The organism is Leclercia sp. LTM14 (genome assembly GCF_023736175.1).
In the GTDB taxonomy this organism is placed as follows: Bacteria; Pseudomonadota; Gammaproteobacteria; order Enterobacterales; family Enterobacteriaceae; genus Enterobacter; species Enterobacter barmai.
Map to the genome: position 1 here is coordinate 1 of NZ_JAIKTT010000010.1, position 14,033 is coordinate 14,033.

Below are 14,033 nucleotides of genomic sequence, written 5' to 3' on the forward strand. Positions count from 1 at the left end.
CCACTCCAGCAAAAGCCTCTGATGTGGTGGCTCCGGCAACCCTGACCAAAGCTGGTTACGTTGCGCCTGCGTCCAAAGCGCCAAATGCTCCGGTTATCAATGAGCCTTTAGCACCTGAAGCCCCGCAGATCTCTCATGCTACGCCGCTGCCGCTGACTGCTGAAACCATCGCACCGAGCAGCAAGACCCCGCACTCGCCTGCTATTCCGTCCCAGATGAAGATCCCTGGCGCAGAACGCAACGTGAACGCACCGGACCTATCTAGCAGCACAAAAGCCGCTGTAGATGGCCCAATTCAAATTGCTGACGTGCATATCACGCGCATCGACAAAGATCCGCAGCACTCTCTGACGCCTGCTGCGCCTGTTGTGAACCCTGGTCCACTTGTTAAGCAGGAAACCCCGACTTACGCGGTGCCAACCCTGCGTGAAGATGCTGGTGCCCCACACGCTTACAAAGCCCCAGAAGCGCGTCTGGGTAATGTGTCCCAAAATCTGGAATCACGTCTTAAAACATGGGAAGCCGAAGAAAGTGAAGTGGTGCTTACTCCAGATACTATCCACCCTATAGCGGCTGATGTAGACGTAGTTAAAACCGAAAAAGTGATCGCTACCGGTGCGGCTGGCAATGGTCTTTTCGGTCAAACTGGTATCGCTCCGGCTAATCAGGCGACTGATTACGATGAAGCACAGGACAAAATCATCCAGGCATTGAGCAGCCTGGCAAACAGCGGCATTACCCATACCCAGAACAATGCCCAGGCCATCACTACGGTCGGACAAGCTGTTGCTCAGAACGCCCAGGCACTGGCAACGACTAACCAGCAAGTGGCCCAGACCGCTTCCTCTGTTCAGGCAATACAGAACCAGCAAGCCGCTGGTGGTGGTTTCGCAGCCCAGACCGCTCTGGATCAGGAAATCACTGACCGTAAAGCCGCAGATACTAAGCACGACACAGGGATTGCCGAAGCCGTCAAAGATGCGACTGATGCGCAACATACGGCTGATACGAATACCCATGGCGTAGCAACCAACAAAGCGGACATAGCGACCAATAAAACCGATATCGCTACCAACAAAGGCGACATCGTTAAACTGCAGCAAGCCCAAACTGGTCAGAACCTGAAAAACACCTCATTCATTAACAAGAACAACACCCAGGACGCTGATATTGCGACCAACAAAACGGGTGTGACTGATAACAAAGCTGCTATCGCAGCTGAAACCCAGCGTGCTACCGCTGCCGAGCAGAAGAACGCGACTGACATTCAGGCCAAAGTGGACACATCTACTTACACCAGCGAGCAGGCGGCGCAGGATAAGAAGATCAGTGATAACGAAGCTGAAATTGCTAACAGCAAAATCAACATCAATAAGGTGAACGATAAAGCTATCCAGGCGCAGAAAGATGCCACTCAAGGCATTCAGGACGCGGCTAAAGCGCAAACCGCCGCAGACCAGGGCGTGAAAGATGCGGCTGCAGTTAAAACTGTTGCTGATGCGAACACCCAGGCGATTGCCACAAACACCACCGCCATTGCTGGCAAGGTTGATCAGACTGCGTTTAAAGCTGACCAGGCTCTGCAGGATAAAGCGATTGCTGACGCAGCCCGTGACATTCAGGCCAATACCCTGAAAGACACCCAGCAGCAGACCGCGATTGATGCCAACAAACAGGGTGTAGATGCTAACAAAATCGCACTGGGTACCAAAGCCGACAAAGCAGATCTGGCGCTGACCAATCAGGTTGCGAACGCAAACACTGTGGCCCTGAACAGCAAAGCTGACCAAGCCGCTCTGACCGCAGAAGCTACGGCGCGCTCCACTGCCGAAACCCAGATTAAAGCTGATGTGACTAACAACGCTCATACTCTGGCAGCTGATGATGTGAAGATCCGCACCAATGCTCAGGAAATTGACACCAACCATCAGACGATTAATACCAACCATCAGGACATCGTTGATAACAAAGCGACCGAAACACAGCACTTCCAGACGCTGACAACAGATCTGGCTCAGAAAGTGGATAACTCCACCTTCCAGCAACGCGCCCAGACTGTTGATACTCGCTTTGCAGATACTGATAACCGTATTGCCCAGCAGAAAGCAGCGCAGCAGAAAACTGATGCGACCGTGGCGAAACACACTGCACAACTGGCAGACCACGAAAGCAGAATTCAGAATCTGGAAGCTAACACCTCCGTTAACTTCGGCAAGCTGAAAAGCCAGGTTGAACAGAACCGCAAACGTGCGTCTGCCGGTATCGCTGGTGTAGCTGCAATGGCTAACATCCCGCAGGTTACCGCTGACCAGAATTTCTCTGTCGGTGCTGGTGTTGGTAACACTGATAGCGAATCTGCCGTGTCTGTTGGCTTCTCTGCCCGTGCAACCCAGAACGTCGTGGTTAAGGGTGCTGTATCTAACGATACCCAGCACAACTTCGTTGTAGGCGCTGGTGTGTCTTACGGCTGGTAAGTCTAAAGCCCCCGCTTTCGGGCGGGGCTTTTAAAGCGGATGGTGCGCCTACCGCTTTAAAAGTCCGAAAGGGCTTGTTCAGGCTTGTAACCGACTGGAAGTGACAAATGAAAAAAGTGTTCTTTGTAATTGCAATCATGTGTTTTGCCACCAGCGCGATGGCGTGTCCGAAAGGCACGCACCCGCACGGTGGTACAGGCTCCCACCATGCGGGTGGTACCTGTTCATAAGAAAGTAGTGTTCATGGGTTTTAAGAATATCGTGATGGGTATTTGTATGGGATTAGGCATTGCCCCGGGTCCGGGGCTTTTTTCAGAAGGGGTGATAAACCTACACATCTAGTTCGACAAGGATGCCATGCCCACTAATGGGCACCATGAAATCACTGGAAATAATAAACATGATGAAAAGCAAACTGGCATTAATTATCGGCGCGCTGGCGCTGACGGCAGGGGCAGCTAACGCTGCAGAAATCTATAACAAAGACGGTAACAAGCTGGATTTGTACGGAAAAGTTAAGGGCGAGCACGACTTTGCTGAGCATAGCAATTCCGATGAAACTTATGCACGTCTGGGCTTCAAAGGCGAAACCCAGATCAATGAAGGCATCACTGGTTTCGGTCAGTTCGAACACCAGTTCAATGCTAACCAGCCGGAAGGCGCTCAGACCGAGAAAACCCGTCTGGCATTTGCTGGTCTGGACTTCGCAGAAGCGGGTTCTATCGACTACGGTCGCAACTACGGTATTGCGTATGACATCGGTTCCTACGCGGACAATCTGACTGAATTTGGCGGTGACTCTTACCAGTACACCGACAACTACATGAACGGTCGTTCTACTGGCCTGCTGACCTACCGCAACACCAAGCTGGTGGATGGTCTGGCGGTTGGCCTGCAGTACCAGGGCAAGAACGAAGATCGTAACTGGCGGAAAGCGAACGGCGAAGGCTTTGGCGCGTCCCTGCAGTACGAAATCCCGGATTCCGGCGTGACCGTGGGTGCTGCGTACACCAACGCGAAAACCACTGATGCTGGCGATGCCTTTGGCAACAAAATTGCCACTGGCGAAAATGCTGAAATGTGGACAACTGGCGTAAAATACGATGCCAACTCTGTTTACCTGGCAGCAACCTATGCTGAAACCCGCAACATGACGCCGCTCACCCTGAATGGTGCGTTAGGCAATGGCGTGGATGGCGTGGCATTCGCTGACAAAACCGAGAACCTGGAACTGATGGGCGCATATACGTTTGACTTCGGTCTGCGCCCGTCAATCGGCTACGTGCAGTCCCGCCAGAACATCCACGGCGTGGGTTCTGATTATGCAACCAAATACATTCAGGTCGGCTTAGACTACAACTTCAACAAGAATTTCCTTGTTGATGCAGCCTACAAAATCAACCTTGTTGATAGCGAATTGTCTCAGTACGGCATCAACACGGATGACGCTGTGATCCTGGGTGCTACTTACCAGTTCTAAAGTAGCGGCATTATTTAAATCCTTCATTGGTTTTTGCCATTAGCATTTTTTGAAATACTTGCCCCGCACCGTGGCGGGGCTTTTTTGAGGCTCTATGAAAAGAATTATCGCAGTGACCTTCCTAGCATTATTGCTATCCGGTTGCGCTGGCTCCAGTGTCGGGATGGGCGCTGGCAGTGGGTTTCCTGGCTTTGGTTTGGGTGCTGGCATTTCCCTTCCGATCGGCAGTAATTCTAATAAGGCTGACGAAGCCTATATCAAAAATATTGAACGATTAGTTAAAAGTCATGCGAAGAACATAAACTCCTATAAAGGCAGGATCTGTACCGTTAGCGTGACCGCTTCCCCCGATGGTCTCCTGATGGATGTGAAGCGCATGGAAGGCGGTGACGAAAAATGGTGTGATGCAGTAATGAATTCTTTCTACTCCTTTAACCGCCTCCCACAACCATCCGAAACAATGGCCTTACGCCTGAAACAGGGCCTGGTGATAGACCTGATTGCCGACTAGTTTCCTGCCATGTTATTCATCATTTTTGACTCGTTTGGTTTTATTACTGCCCCTGTAACGAGGGGCTTTTTTGATAGGCCCTGAGACGCAGAATTGCACTTGCCGCAAAGCCACACCTGACTAAAGGAAACCGACAATGAAACACGCTTCTATCCCCTTCAACCATAACCAGGTGGGCTGGCCTGAAGGCCAACAATATGCCCCTCATCCCTCCTTACAATCTGATATCACTGCCGACTGGGTCGTGGTGGGGGCAGGCTTTGCTGGCGTGGCATTTGCTCGTCGCATGAGTGAACTCGATGCCTCCCTTAAAATCGTGCTGGTAGATGCATTCAGCTCATCTGAGAGCTCTTCTGCACGCAACTCCGGCTTTGTGATTGGCCTGCCTCACAATATCGGTAGTTCTACCGCCGAACTGGAAAAAGCCCAGTCATATCGAAACCTGCTGCAGGAGGGTATTCGCCAGCTCAAGCGGGTGACCGTCGAACATGGCATCAACTGTGATTGGGACGTAGCAGGTAAATATCACTGCCAGGTCGAACAGGGTAATGACAAGCTGCTGGACGAATATGCCCACCATCTGGATATGATGGATGAACCCTGGGAAGTGATCGGCGGCGGCAAGCTTTATAACCGTCTGGGCACCCGCTTTTACAGCAAGGCCATTTATACCCCTGGCTGTGTTCTGGTGAATCCGGCGCAATTAATCAAGGGACTGCGCCATACCCTGCCTGAAAATGTGCTGTGCTTCGACAACACGCCTGTAATGGGCCTTCAGTACGGAAAAAAAGTTGAAGTACTGACGCCATTTGGGACCATCACTGCGGACAGGGTGATGCTCGCGACCAACTCCCTGTCACCCGAACTGGCCCCAGGGATGACCCGTCAGGCGTCCATGGCGACCTTTGCGAGTATCACAGAGCCTTTGACCGATGAGCAACTGGCGACCCTGCCTACTATGCAAAGTTGGGGCCTGACTCCGGTTAATGCCATTGCGGGGGCCACCTTCCGGTTCACGCGTGACAAACGTTTCCTTATCCGCCAGCACGTCACTCCAGCTTTGAAAGGCAAGGTAGACGCAGCCCAAACCTATGAAGCCACCCTACGCCACCAACAACTCTTCAATAAGGTCTACCCTACTCTGCAAAAAGTGCGCTTAACGCAGACCTGGTCCGGCACCATTAGCGTCACCCGTAACGGAGCTCCTGTCTGGGCCAGATTGAATAAGCACCTATATACGGCAGGCGGCTGCAATGGAGCAGGCGTGTCCAAACAGACTATCGCGGGCAGTCTGCTGGCAGACCGCATCATGAAGTATGACAATCCTCTCATCGAAGATATGATCTCACTGGGCAGGGCAAATTTCCTGCCACCGTCTCCTCTCCTGGATATCGGCATCGCGGGCTCCCTGTTCAAAGAACGCTACCTGGGCCGTAACGAGATTTAACAGTAGTCCCTATACTGGCCCCATAACCCTCCACAATGGGGCTTTTCATTTCTGTTTCCTTGTTTAAAGCCGCTAGCTTACAAGCAAATTTACCGTACAAGCAGACTATGCTAACTTCCTTAGTTGGAGGTAATGAGCATCAATACTTAACGACCGAAAATGCGCAATTTTTTCTCATCATTAAGGTGCGGTAAAGCCTTACAGTATAATTTCACTGAGAAACTCATGTCGGGGATTCAGAAGATTAATATCTATTACCTAGATATAAAAGCCGAGTACGTGGACATCACAGCTTCGTGTTAAAAGCCGTGCTTTCCCCCTATAAGCGCAAAGCAGCAATAGCATCTTCTTTGTGAAAAAGAAATTTACAGCTTTGTTTCATAGAATCCATTTAATCGCCTCGCTATAAACTTCCGAACGTTCTCTTTTACTTACGTAAATCACTATGCCAGCAACTTGAACCTTTATGATTGATATATAAGACGATAATAAGAAGACCTGTTCTTTAACTTATAACAGTCAGGTATATCACGAATCGAGCACAGCTTTCGCCATTCCTTCCTTTAGTGCCCGTTTGTTAAAGTCCAGCAAATACGCCATCAGAGTTCATCCAGCGTCACACGTACTGGCTTAGGATTGCGAAGCCGTTCTTTCACTACCTCATGAGCTCAGCATCTTAATCACGCAGGAGTGTCTGTTTAAACGGTAAGCGTTCATTGTCAGCGATATATTCAAGCATGAGACGAAGCGCTTCAGAAGGAGTTACGCCCATTTTTTCAATTACAGCGTAAGAACGCGCTTTAAGCTCATCGTCAATACGCAGGTAAATGCTACCCACGCCTTATATTCCTTGTAATTACAAATATCGCACTACAACATGCTTAGGGCAAGTCACGAAGGAAGGCAGAAAACAAGTTGTAATTTGAGTGATCACAGTTAACTCAGTGTCAGAAGCAGGATTGGCCATTTCCTGATTGCACCTATAACTGCATGGATATATTTTGTATATCCAGATAATTTGAAATAGCTATTGAACAGGTAAAATAGAAATAAATATCTTGCTTCGGAAGGAAAGATACGTATGCAAATACCTATACTCTATACAGAACTCTTGCTGTTAAAGCCATTAGTAGCCGAAGATGCCTTACAAATTCAGATACTTTATCCGCATTGGGAGATAGTTCGATATATGGTTTCTTCAGTACCATGGCCTTATCCTGATAATAGTGCTAAAAAGTACGTCAACAAGGTATCTCTTCCTGATATGGAAAAGAGGGTTGCCTGGTTCTGGACTATCAGACACCATGAAACGCCTGACGAACTGATGGGCTTAATCAGTCTGTATGACGTTGAGGATAATAACCGTGGATTTTGTTAGCCCCGGAGCATCAGAGGCAGGGCTTTATGCGTGAAGCCAGCAATGCAGCCATGGATTATTGGTTTAATTCGTTAAATAAATCGATGTTACGTGCACCTAAAGCGGCTATCAATAGCCGTTCCAGACGCCTTTCAGACAGCAGTGGCATGCGTCTCATCAGGACTGAAAAGAAAGAATATGCAGCGGTCTATTGGATTCCGAACTTTGGGAAATTACCCGTGACGAATGGAATGCTCGTCAGGTTGGCAGATAAAGTTGTGGAACGTCCGCTCCTCGCTAAGTACTGTATCCAGTAGCTATGGACCAACTGGGTAATTTTAACAATTTGCGATAGATAACTTTGCTGATATAGCTTCATTTTTTTGTGTGAAGCAATATTGAATCGTTTCATTTAGTTTAAGGAAGTATGCATGAACATCACCATCTGCACACCATACGAATATGATGATTTGGTTGATATTTTTATCGAGATGGAAACCTACTATAACCAGAAGCTTTGCTTGTCCAGGAATGACATGGCCGCATATCTGAGGGATAAGGTCTTTGCCGCTGACTCTAATACCGAAGTTCATAAAGTGGTATGTAATGGAGTAATAGCTGCGTTTGCATGTGTATCAGTAATGTACCCTGCACCACGTTTCAGCGGGCAGATGTTTATCAAGGAGCTGTTTGTTTCTGCATCTTACAGGAGAGCTGGAATTGGCAGAAAGCTAATGGGTTTTATAGCCAGCCGAGCTCAAGAGAGGGGGTGTTTTCAACTGGATTGGTTATCTGTGGCAGCAGACCCATTGGCACAGAAGTTTTATGAGTCTCTCGGAGCTCAGGTTATCAAGAGTGTTAACTATCACCGGGTTTTTGGCCAAAAAATAAATGAGCTTGCCCGTAATGCCGGTTGAAATACTCAGGCAAAAATATACCTGTTGATAAAAAGAGCATATTGGTAGGTCCGCTCCTCGCTGTGAGTTCAACCGATGGATGCAACACATTGATTGAACCGCTCTGCGGGTGATTCATAGTCCAGCGTTTTTCTCGGCCTCTCGTTGAGCTGCCTGGCAAAACTGTTTAGCCTTTGTTGGCTGTGAACCGATAATTCAGTTCCTTTTGGAAAATACTGTCTGAGTAATCTGTTTGTATTTTCATTTGAGCCGCGTTGCCAGGGAGATTGAGGATCACAAAAATAAATCTGAATGTCTGTCGCTACAGTAAATCGTGTGTGGCTGGTCATTTCAGCGCCACGATCCCATGTTAGTGTTTTATAAAGCTCAACAGGTAATTCCCGGGCTTGTCTGATGAGTGCAGATGTAACCGTTATGGTCCTGTTGTCTCTGATTTTGGCCAGCATAACAAAGCATGAATGGCGTTCTACGAGAGTGACGATACAGGAGTTTTTCGAGCCCTGGATCAGGTCACCTTCCCAGTGACCCGGTATGGCTCTGTCTGCAACTTCAGGTGGCCTTTCGCTTATTGGTATCGCATCCGGGATTGATCCTAACCCTTTCCCTTTAAGCGATGACGTTCTGGATCTACGCACGACTCTTCCGCTTCTAAGGCATTGCTGCAGCTCTTTTTTTAATGTTTAATGCTCCCCGGGTTTGTATAAAAAGCGTTTTATAAATCGTTTCGTGTGACACATGCATTTCCTGATTATCCGGATAACAGCGTTTCAGCCTACCGGCAATCTGCTCCGGCGACCAGTCCTGATGCATCTTCTCTGCAATGATTTTACACAATGCGGGGCTTTCAATTAGCTTGCAAGGTTTTGGTCTCAGAGCATTTTCCCACGCAGCAGTATCGGCTTTTGCAGCACGGTATTGGTTGGCACCACCGTGTCTCCTGATCTCGCGGCTAATCGTTGAGGGCGCTCTTGATAATTTGGCAGCGATGTCCCTGATGCTGCGTTTTGCTACCAGTCCTCTGGATATCTCCTCTCTTTCATCGAACGAAAGGGCCAGCGGGTGCCGCTTCCGAACAGGAGGACGGTAGCCACCAGTCTGGTGGATAGTGGGCATGATAGAAGAATGGTATCTGTCGAACATTCTGCCGATATCATGCAGGGAATCACCTTGCTTGTACCTGTCCCAGATAATCGCTTTCTGTTCCGGCGTGTAGTTAATCCGAGTTCTTCGTTTCGTGGCAACGTCCCCCATCGATTAAGGATAGCGTTGCCTCGACCCGTTGAACTCACAGCTCGTTGCGGACATTAAACCAGACGATTTACCATAGTTCTGCATTACGCGCACAGCTCAGAAGGCCTGAGAGCGTTTCTGACGGGAACCGGGTAAAACAGGTAACAAACCCCCAACAAACCCGCCAGAAACGCAGGGGATAAATTTTACCTCACTGCATATAAACGCACTAAAGTGATTAGACCCTGATTTCAATACATTTGCCTCCCCTGCCCCCTGTTTCTTCAACTTTCCTCAGTAAGTCATATCATGCTATCCAGCTTAGTTAACGGATAAACCTCAACAAAAGCACCTTTAAAGACTCTTTTAAATGATCTACAATTAACACTCAATCTGAGGAGGTTACATTATGGCATTTCAGGTTCTGACCACTACGGCAGCCAGCATTACTGAGCTTAAACGTGACCCTATGGGTACTTTCCACGCTGGGGACGGCGCTCCGGTGGCCATTCTTAATCGTAATGAGCCTGCATTTTACTGTGTGCCACCGGCACTCTATGCCCAGTTGATGGAGCTTCTGGAAGACGAAGAACTGGGACGGATGGCTGATGAGCGAAGCGGGGAAAGGGTTATAGAGGTCAACATTGATGACCTATAAGCTGGCTTTCAACGAATCCGCTCTGAAAGAATGGAAGAAGCTGGGTCATACACTGCAGGTGCAGTTCAAAAAGAAGCTCAAAGAGCGCCTGGAGAACCCCAGAGTTCCGGCATCACAGCTACGTGGACGTAAGGACCAGTATAAAATTAAGCTACGTGGTGCCGGATACCGCCTTGTCTATCGTGTAGAGGACGACATTGTCACAGTCACTGTCATCGGCGTAGGCAAACGCGAAAACGACGACATTTATAATGCAACCCTTAATCGCAATTGACGAATGCTGTAAGTACTATTTTGGCGTCGTATCCGGGCCTGCTTTCTTTCTGGGTAATGTTGGCGGCTTCACATCATCTTTGCTCTGCGTTCGCCGTGTCATCCAGGGATGGTCAGCAGCAGGTTTGACGTAATATTTTGATCGCAAATCAAACCTCGCATTATCCACAGGTTCATGTACGCTCTTTTCATCATCAAGCGGTATTGGTTCAGGCCCATCAACATATTTCTCGTAGCCCAACGGCCGACTTTCATAAAGCACCGTTATTTCACCGTTAAAGTTTTCGCATACCGTGACAATCGCATGCCTGAGACGGTATCCCTGCCCATCTGAACGGATCTGATATGCACTCGTTTTATACTGAAAGGTCAGATTCTTGGAAAGCACCCGACGGGACTGATAACAGAGTATGTAGTTAAGTTCTTCCGGAGAATGAAGAATCTCCCTGTGGGCGTTACCATTTTCACGGGGGATCGAAGCGAAGCGAGAGTTGTAATCTTTCACAAACTCAGACAACCACAGGTTAGCTGATTCGATATCACTGATATTGCGAAGACGTTTTTCTTTAACCAGTCTGTCCTGTAACGTCTGATTGGCACGCTCAACCCGGCCTTTAGCCTGAGGGCTGTTAGCGTGAATTGTCTCGATCACAAGAGTTTTAATTGCACGGGTAAATTGCGTCAGTTCGCCTTCACGCTCCGGGTTATTCACACGGAAAATACTGTGTCTGTCAGAATACAGGGCAAGAGGACGCCCATATTTGTCGAGATAATCACGTAACGTTTCCATATAAGCACGGGTCGTTTCTGCAGGAGCGAAGCGGAGCGCCATAAGCGCACTGGTGGCGTCATCAATAAAGACAATTAATGTACAGCGAGGCCCTCGTTCTTCAAACCAGTCATGCGGAGAACCATTAATCTGGATAAGTTCGCCATAGCATGGGCGCCTTTGCCGACGCTGATAAATGCGGGCAATTTTTCGGCGGCGCTCACGCCATAAACCTTCTTCAACCATCCACTTGCGCAAAGGCTCGGCCGACAAAGCCAGCCCATGGATCTCCCGTAATTTCTCACAGGCAAAAGTGGGACCGATATCCGGATATTTATCTCTGACAAGTGAGATGACGAGAATCCGAAATTCCGACGTAAAAGCATTATTGGGACGTTGTCCTCGGCGGCGGGAAATCAGTCCCTGAGGGCCTTCGATCCGGTAACGCTGAACGAGACGTTTTACCTGCCGGATTGATATGCCTATACGGTCCGCAGCCTGCTCCTGGGTGATCTGGCGGCTGACTGAATCCCGAATTATCTGGAGACGGTCAAGTTCTTTAAGGCTCATGCTAATGATCTCTTTTGACATGAAATATCTTGGCTGAGAAGCTACGGGGACATTTCAGAATGGGTCAAAAGGGACATTACTACATAGGATTAACACATAGCCTTCTGTCAACGCAAAGCAGAAGTGGCACCTTTACTGCGAAACAGAGATGTCCTGCTTTACTTCAGAGAATGCGTTTGACAGCCTCGCTATATACTTCAGAGCGCTCCCTTTTACCAACCGAAATCACGAAGACAACAACCTTCTCGTCTATGACCTGATATACAAGGCGATAGCCTGAAGACCGGAGCTTAATCTTGTAACAGTCAGGCATACCCCGGAGCTTATTCGCTTCAATTCGGGGTGACTCAAGCACTTCAGCCAGCTTCTTTTTTAACTGTTCACGTACAGTTGAACCCAGCTTTCGCCATTCCTTTAGTGCCCGCTCGTCAAAATCCAGCAAATACGCCATCAGAGCTCATCCAGCGTCACGCGTACGGGCTTAGGATTGCGAAGACGCTCTTTCACTATTTCCACGAGTTCAGCATCTTCATCACTCAGGAGTGTCTGCTTAAACGGCAAGCGTTCATTTTCAGCGATATATTCAAGCATAAGACGCAGCGCTTCAGAGGGAGTTACGCCCATTTTTTCAAGCGCAGCGTAAGAACGCGCTTTAAGTTCATCGTCAATACGCAGGTTAATGCTACCCATGTACTACACCCCTTGTAATTACAAATGTCATTACAATTATCGCACTACAACATGCTCAGGGCAAGTCACAAAGAAAGTCAGAATACCGGTCATAAGTACGTTGAACTCACAGTCTACTTTGTACTGTGAGTTCAACAGGTAACAAGGGGCGGTTCTGAGCTAACTTCTGAGAAGTGAGCGATTTTATCCTGAATTCGTCATCTTCAAGAATCCATATCAAACAGAAGCGCTTTAGCATGTAACACATCATCCTCCTTATCTAAAGGGTGCTATCTGATCTTCGTGCAGATCTCGCTCATGCTGCGAAAATTTCATCGCCCGGACGCCTTATCCCCCTTAAGGGTCATAACTGTGCTCTGTACGATGGCGACGCTCTTACCGTCATCCCTTTTGATTTCACAGCAATAGTGGCTGATGGTCTTACCCTGATGAATGACATAAGCGTGTGATGTCAGCCTGGATTTCCATACCGGACGCAGAAAAGAAGCTTTAATATCGATACTCGTCAAGCTTTCTTCTGGCCCCATAAGGGTAGAATGTGCCGTTCCGACGGTGGCATCGGCCAACTCTGTTATTAATCCCCCGTGTACCGTACCCTGCTGATTCCCGTGTATTGACGCATCGGCATACATCTCCAGCGTGGCAGTTCCCTCATTAATCGCCACCAGATGAAAACCCAGGAGCTGTGATATTGGCGTTGGATAGTTCATGTGTGTGGTGTCGCCGGGCTTCAACGTACCGTTCAGCTGAGCCTCAAGAAAGCTGAGTATCGACAATTGATTGCTGCTCATTACATTCTCCCGGTTATTAACCCTGCAGATCCGGCAACCATTCTGCTACATCCGGCTCTTCGGATTTGGACAATCAGATAAAGGGGCGTGAAATCAGCTCTATTCCCAGAACAATCAGGAACAGAAGAAAACACTGCCTGAAACGCATCGCACTGATGCGTGCCCGCACCTTCTGCCCCAGCCACATTCCAGCCAGAGCAGGGAGTATGGACATAAATGACAGCGAAAACTGCTCTACCCGGAACGCGTCATGAAGATAAAGCCCTGCGGCCAGTGCAACCGTAGAAACGGTAAACGACAGTCCAAGGGCCTGGACGAGTTCATCTTTACTAAAGCGAAGCGACTGAAGAAAGGGAACGGCCGGCATAACGAATACGCCTGTCGCACCGGTTATTACGCCTGTAACGCCGCCAATAACGGGTGACATCCATTTCTCCCGGGCCTGAGAAACTGTAAGCGACGGCGATATCAGCGCAAAAACAGCATAAACAATTAAAGCCACACCCAGGCCAAACGCTGACCAGGCCGGATTAATGCTGATAAGAAGAGAAGATGCTGCCACCGTACCAGCCAGTATAAGTAGCATCATCAGCCAAAGACGTCTGATGATAAGCATCACTGAAGGGCCGGTAAAAAGCTGCAGCACATTCGTCACGAAAGAAGGAATAACCAGCAGTGCCGCCGCGACCGGGAGAGGCATAAACATGCCCAGTAATCCCATTGCCACCGTTGGCAGCCCCATTCCGGTCACGCCTTTTACGAAACCGGCGAGGATAAATATTAATAAAAGATAGACATACAGTTGTTCGCTCATGAAATTTGCCCTGGCGAAGGATTTCCATAAATTCAAACATCCCGGCCATTAG

General features: G+C 48.7%; 12 protein-coding genes and 4 pseudogenes. 8 read left to right on the forward strand and 8 right to left on the reverse strand.

All coding sequences use genetic code 11. The annotated features are described in order from the left end of the window. From K5I40_RS18075 to K5I40_RS18090, 4 genes are all read left to right on the forward strand, one after another. Positions 1 to 2,474: YadA-like family protein (locus K5I40_RS18075; RefSeq protein ID WP_223075113.1), on the forward strand; the 2,474-nt coding region annotated here is incomplete at its 5' end. A gap of 400 nt (positions 2,475 to 2,874) precedes the next feature. Continuing rightward, positions 2,875 to 3,954 carry a porin gene (locus K5I40_RS18080; protein ID WP_223075114.1) on the forward strand — a complete coding sequence of 360 codons (1,080 nt, stop codon included), beginning with the start codon at positions 2,875 to 2,877 and terminating at the stop codon, positions 3,952 to 3,954. A 94-nt stretch (positions 3,955 to 4,048) separates the two neighbouring features. Beyond that, a complete protein-coding gene (locus K5I40_RS18085) occupies positions 4,049 to 4,465 on the forward strand; it encodes a cell envelope integrity TolA C-terminal domain-containing protein (protein ID WP_223075115.1) in 417 nt (138 codons plus the stop codon). A 136-nt stretch (positions 4,466 to 4,601) separates the two neighbouring features. Then, on the forward strand, positions 4,602 to 5,912 hold the full coding sequence (locus K5I40_RS18090; protein WP_223075116.1) for an FAD-binding oxidoreductase: 1,311 nt from the start codon (positions 4,602 to 4,604) through the stop codon (positions 5,910 to 5,912). Positions 5,913 to 6,290: 378 nt separating this feature from the next. Here K5I40_RS18090 and K5I40_RS18095 read toward each other — a convergent pair. Continuing rightward, positions 6,291 to 6,512 (reverse strand): annotated as a pseudogene (locus K5I40_RS18095) (type II toxin-antitoxin system mRNA interferase toxin, RelE/StbE family). Next, positions 6,512 to 6,750 (reverse strand): annotated as a pseudogene (locus tag K5I40_RS18100) (type II toxin-antitoxin system RelB/DinJ family antitoxin). The pseudogenes K5I40_RS18095 and K5I40_RS18100 overlap by 1 nt, the downstream one beginning before the upstream one ends. Before the next feature lie 243 nt (positions 6,751 to 6,993). Here K5I40_RS18100 and K5I40_RS18110 point away from each other — a divergent pair. Together K5I40_RS18110 and K5I40_RS18115 are read left to right on the forward strand one after the other, a co-directional pair. Further along, a pseudogene (locus K5I40_RS18110) lies at positions 6,994 to 7,543 on the forward strand (GNAT family N-acetyltransferase). 157 nt (positions 7,544 to 7,700) lie between these two features. Further along, positions 7,701 to 8,186 (forward strand): N-acetyltransferase, encoded by a 486-nt coding sequence (locus tag K5I40_RS18115; RefSeq protein ID WP_223075117.1) that lies wholly within the window; start codon positions 7,701 to 7,703, stop codon positions 8,184 to 8,186. A 68-nt stretch (positions 8,187 to 8,254) separates the two neighbouring features. On the opposite strand, the pseudogene K5I40_RS18120 reads toward K5I40_RS18115, so the two are convergent. Further along, a pseudogene (locus tag K5I40_RS18120) lies at positions 8,255 to 9,437 on the reverse strand (IS30 family transposase). 388 nt (positions 9,438 to 9,825) lie between these two features. On the opposite strand from K5I40_RS18120, the gene K5I40_RS18125 reads away from it, so the two are divergent. Beyond that, positions 9,826 to 10,074 (forward strand): type II toxin-antitoxin system Phd/YefM family antitoxin, encoded by a 249-nt coding sequence (locus tag K5I40_RS18125; protein WP_048030981.1) that lies wholly within the window; start codon positions 9,826 to 9,828, stop codon positions 10,072 to 10,074. Further along, complete coding sequence (locus K5I40_RS18130; protein ID WP_223075118.1) at positions 10,064 to 10,348, forward strand: type II toxin-antitoxin system RelE/ParE family toxin; 285 nt, start codon at positions 10,064 to 10,066, stop codon at positions 10,346 to 10,348. Before K5I40_RS18125 ends, K5I40_RS18130 begins: the two co-directional genes overlap by 11 nt. Positions 10,349 to 10,363: 15 nt before the next feature. On the opposite strand, the gene K5I40_RS18135 is transcribed toward K5I40_RS18130, so the two are convergent. The 5 genes from K5I40_RS18135 to K5I40_RS18155 all read right to left on the reverse strand — a co-directional run bounded on the left by K5I40_RS18135 (position 10,364) and on the right by K5I40_RS18155 (position 13,981). Next, positions 10,364 to 11,707, reverse strand: coding sequence for an ISNCY family transposase (locus K5I40_RS18135; protein ID WP_223075119.1), 1,344 nt, complete (start codon positions 11,705 to 11,707; stop codon positions 10,364 to 10,366). 142 nt (positions 11,708 to 11,849) lie between these two features. Further along, entirely contained in the window at positions 11,850 to 12,137 is a 288-nt protein-coding gene (gene relE / locus K5I40_RS18140; RefSeq protein ID WP_040113359.1) for a type II toxin-antitoxin system mRNA interferase RelE, read from the reverse strand. Continuing rightward, positions 12,137 to 12,376, reverse strand: a complete 240-nt coding sequence (relB, locus tag K5I40_RS18145; protein WP_040113358.1) for a type II toxin-antitoxin system antitoxin RelB — start codon at positions 12,374 to 12,376, stop codon at positions 12,137 to 12,139. Before relB ends, relE begins: the two co-directional genes overlap by 1 nt. Before the next feature lie 311 nt (positions 12,377 to 12,687). Further along, positions 12,688 to 13,167, reverse strand: coding sequence for a PaaI family thioesterase (locus K5I40_RS18150; RefSeq protein WP_223075120.1), 480 nt, complete (start codon positions 13,165 to 13,167; stop codon positions 12,688 to 12,690). A 73-nt stretch (positions 13,168 to 13,240) separates the two neighbouring features. Further along, positions 13,241 to 13,981: a sulfite exporter TauE/SafE family protein gene (locus K5I40_RS18155; RefSeq protein ID WP_223075121.1), complete on the reverse strand. Its 741-nt coding sequence runs from the start codon at positions 13,979 to 13,981 to the stop codon at positions 13,241 to 13,243. Between the last annotated feature and the right edge of the window lie 52 nt (positions 13,982 to 14,033).

Coding starts and splice junctions, on each gene's coding strand:
- K5I40_RS18150 (WP_223075120.1), bottom strand. CDS start 13,167: ATGAGCAGCAATCAATTGTCGATACTCAGCTTTCTTGAGGCTCAGCTG.
- K5I40_RS18135 (WP_223075119.1), bottom strand. CDS start 11,707: ATGTCAAAAGAGATCATTAGCATGAGCCTTAAAGAACTTGACCGTCTC.
- K5I40_RS18155 (WP_223075121.1), bottom strand. CDS start 13,981: ATGAGCGAACAACTGTATGTCTATCTTTTATTAATATTTATCCTCGCC.
- K5I40_RS18125 (WP_048030981.1), top strand. CDS start 9,826: ATGGCATTTCAGGTTCTGACCACTACGGCAGCCAGCATTACTGAGCTT.
- K5I40_RS18090 (WP_223075116.1), top strand. CDS start 4,602: ATGAAACACGCTTCTATCCCCTTCAACCATAACCAGGTGGGCTGGCCT.
- relE (WP_040113359.1), bottom strand. CDS start 12,137: ATGGCGTATTTGCTGGATTTTGACGAGCGGGCACTAAAGGAATGGCGA.
- K5I40_RS18115 (WP_223075117.1), top strand. CDS start 7,701: ATGAACATCACCATCTGCACACCATACGAATATGATGATTTGGTTGAT.
- K5I40_RS18130 (WP_223075118.1), top strand. CDS start 10,064: ATGACCTATAAGCTGGCTTTCAACGAATCCGCTCTGAAAGAATGGAAG.
- K5I40_RS18085 (WP_223075115.1), top strand. CDS start 4,049: ATGAAAAGAATTATCGCAGTGACCTTCCTAGCATTATTGCTATCCGGT.
- K5I40_RS18080 (WP_223075114.1), top strand. CDS start 2,875: ATGATGAAAAGCAAACTGGCATTAATTATCGGCGCGCTGGCGCTGACG.
- relB (WP_040113358.1), bottom strand. CDS start 12,376: ATGGGTAGCATTAACCTGCGTATTGACGATGAACTTAAAGCGCGTTCT.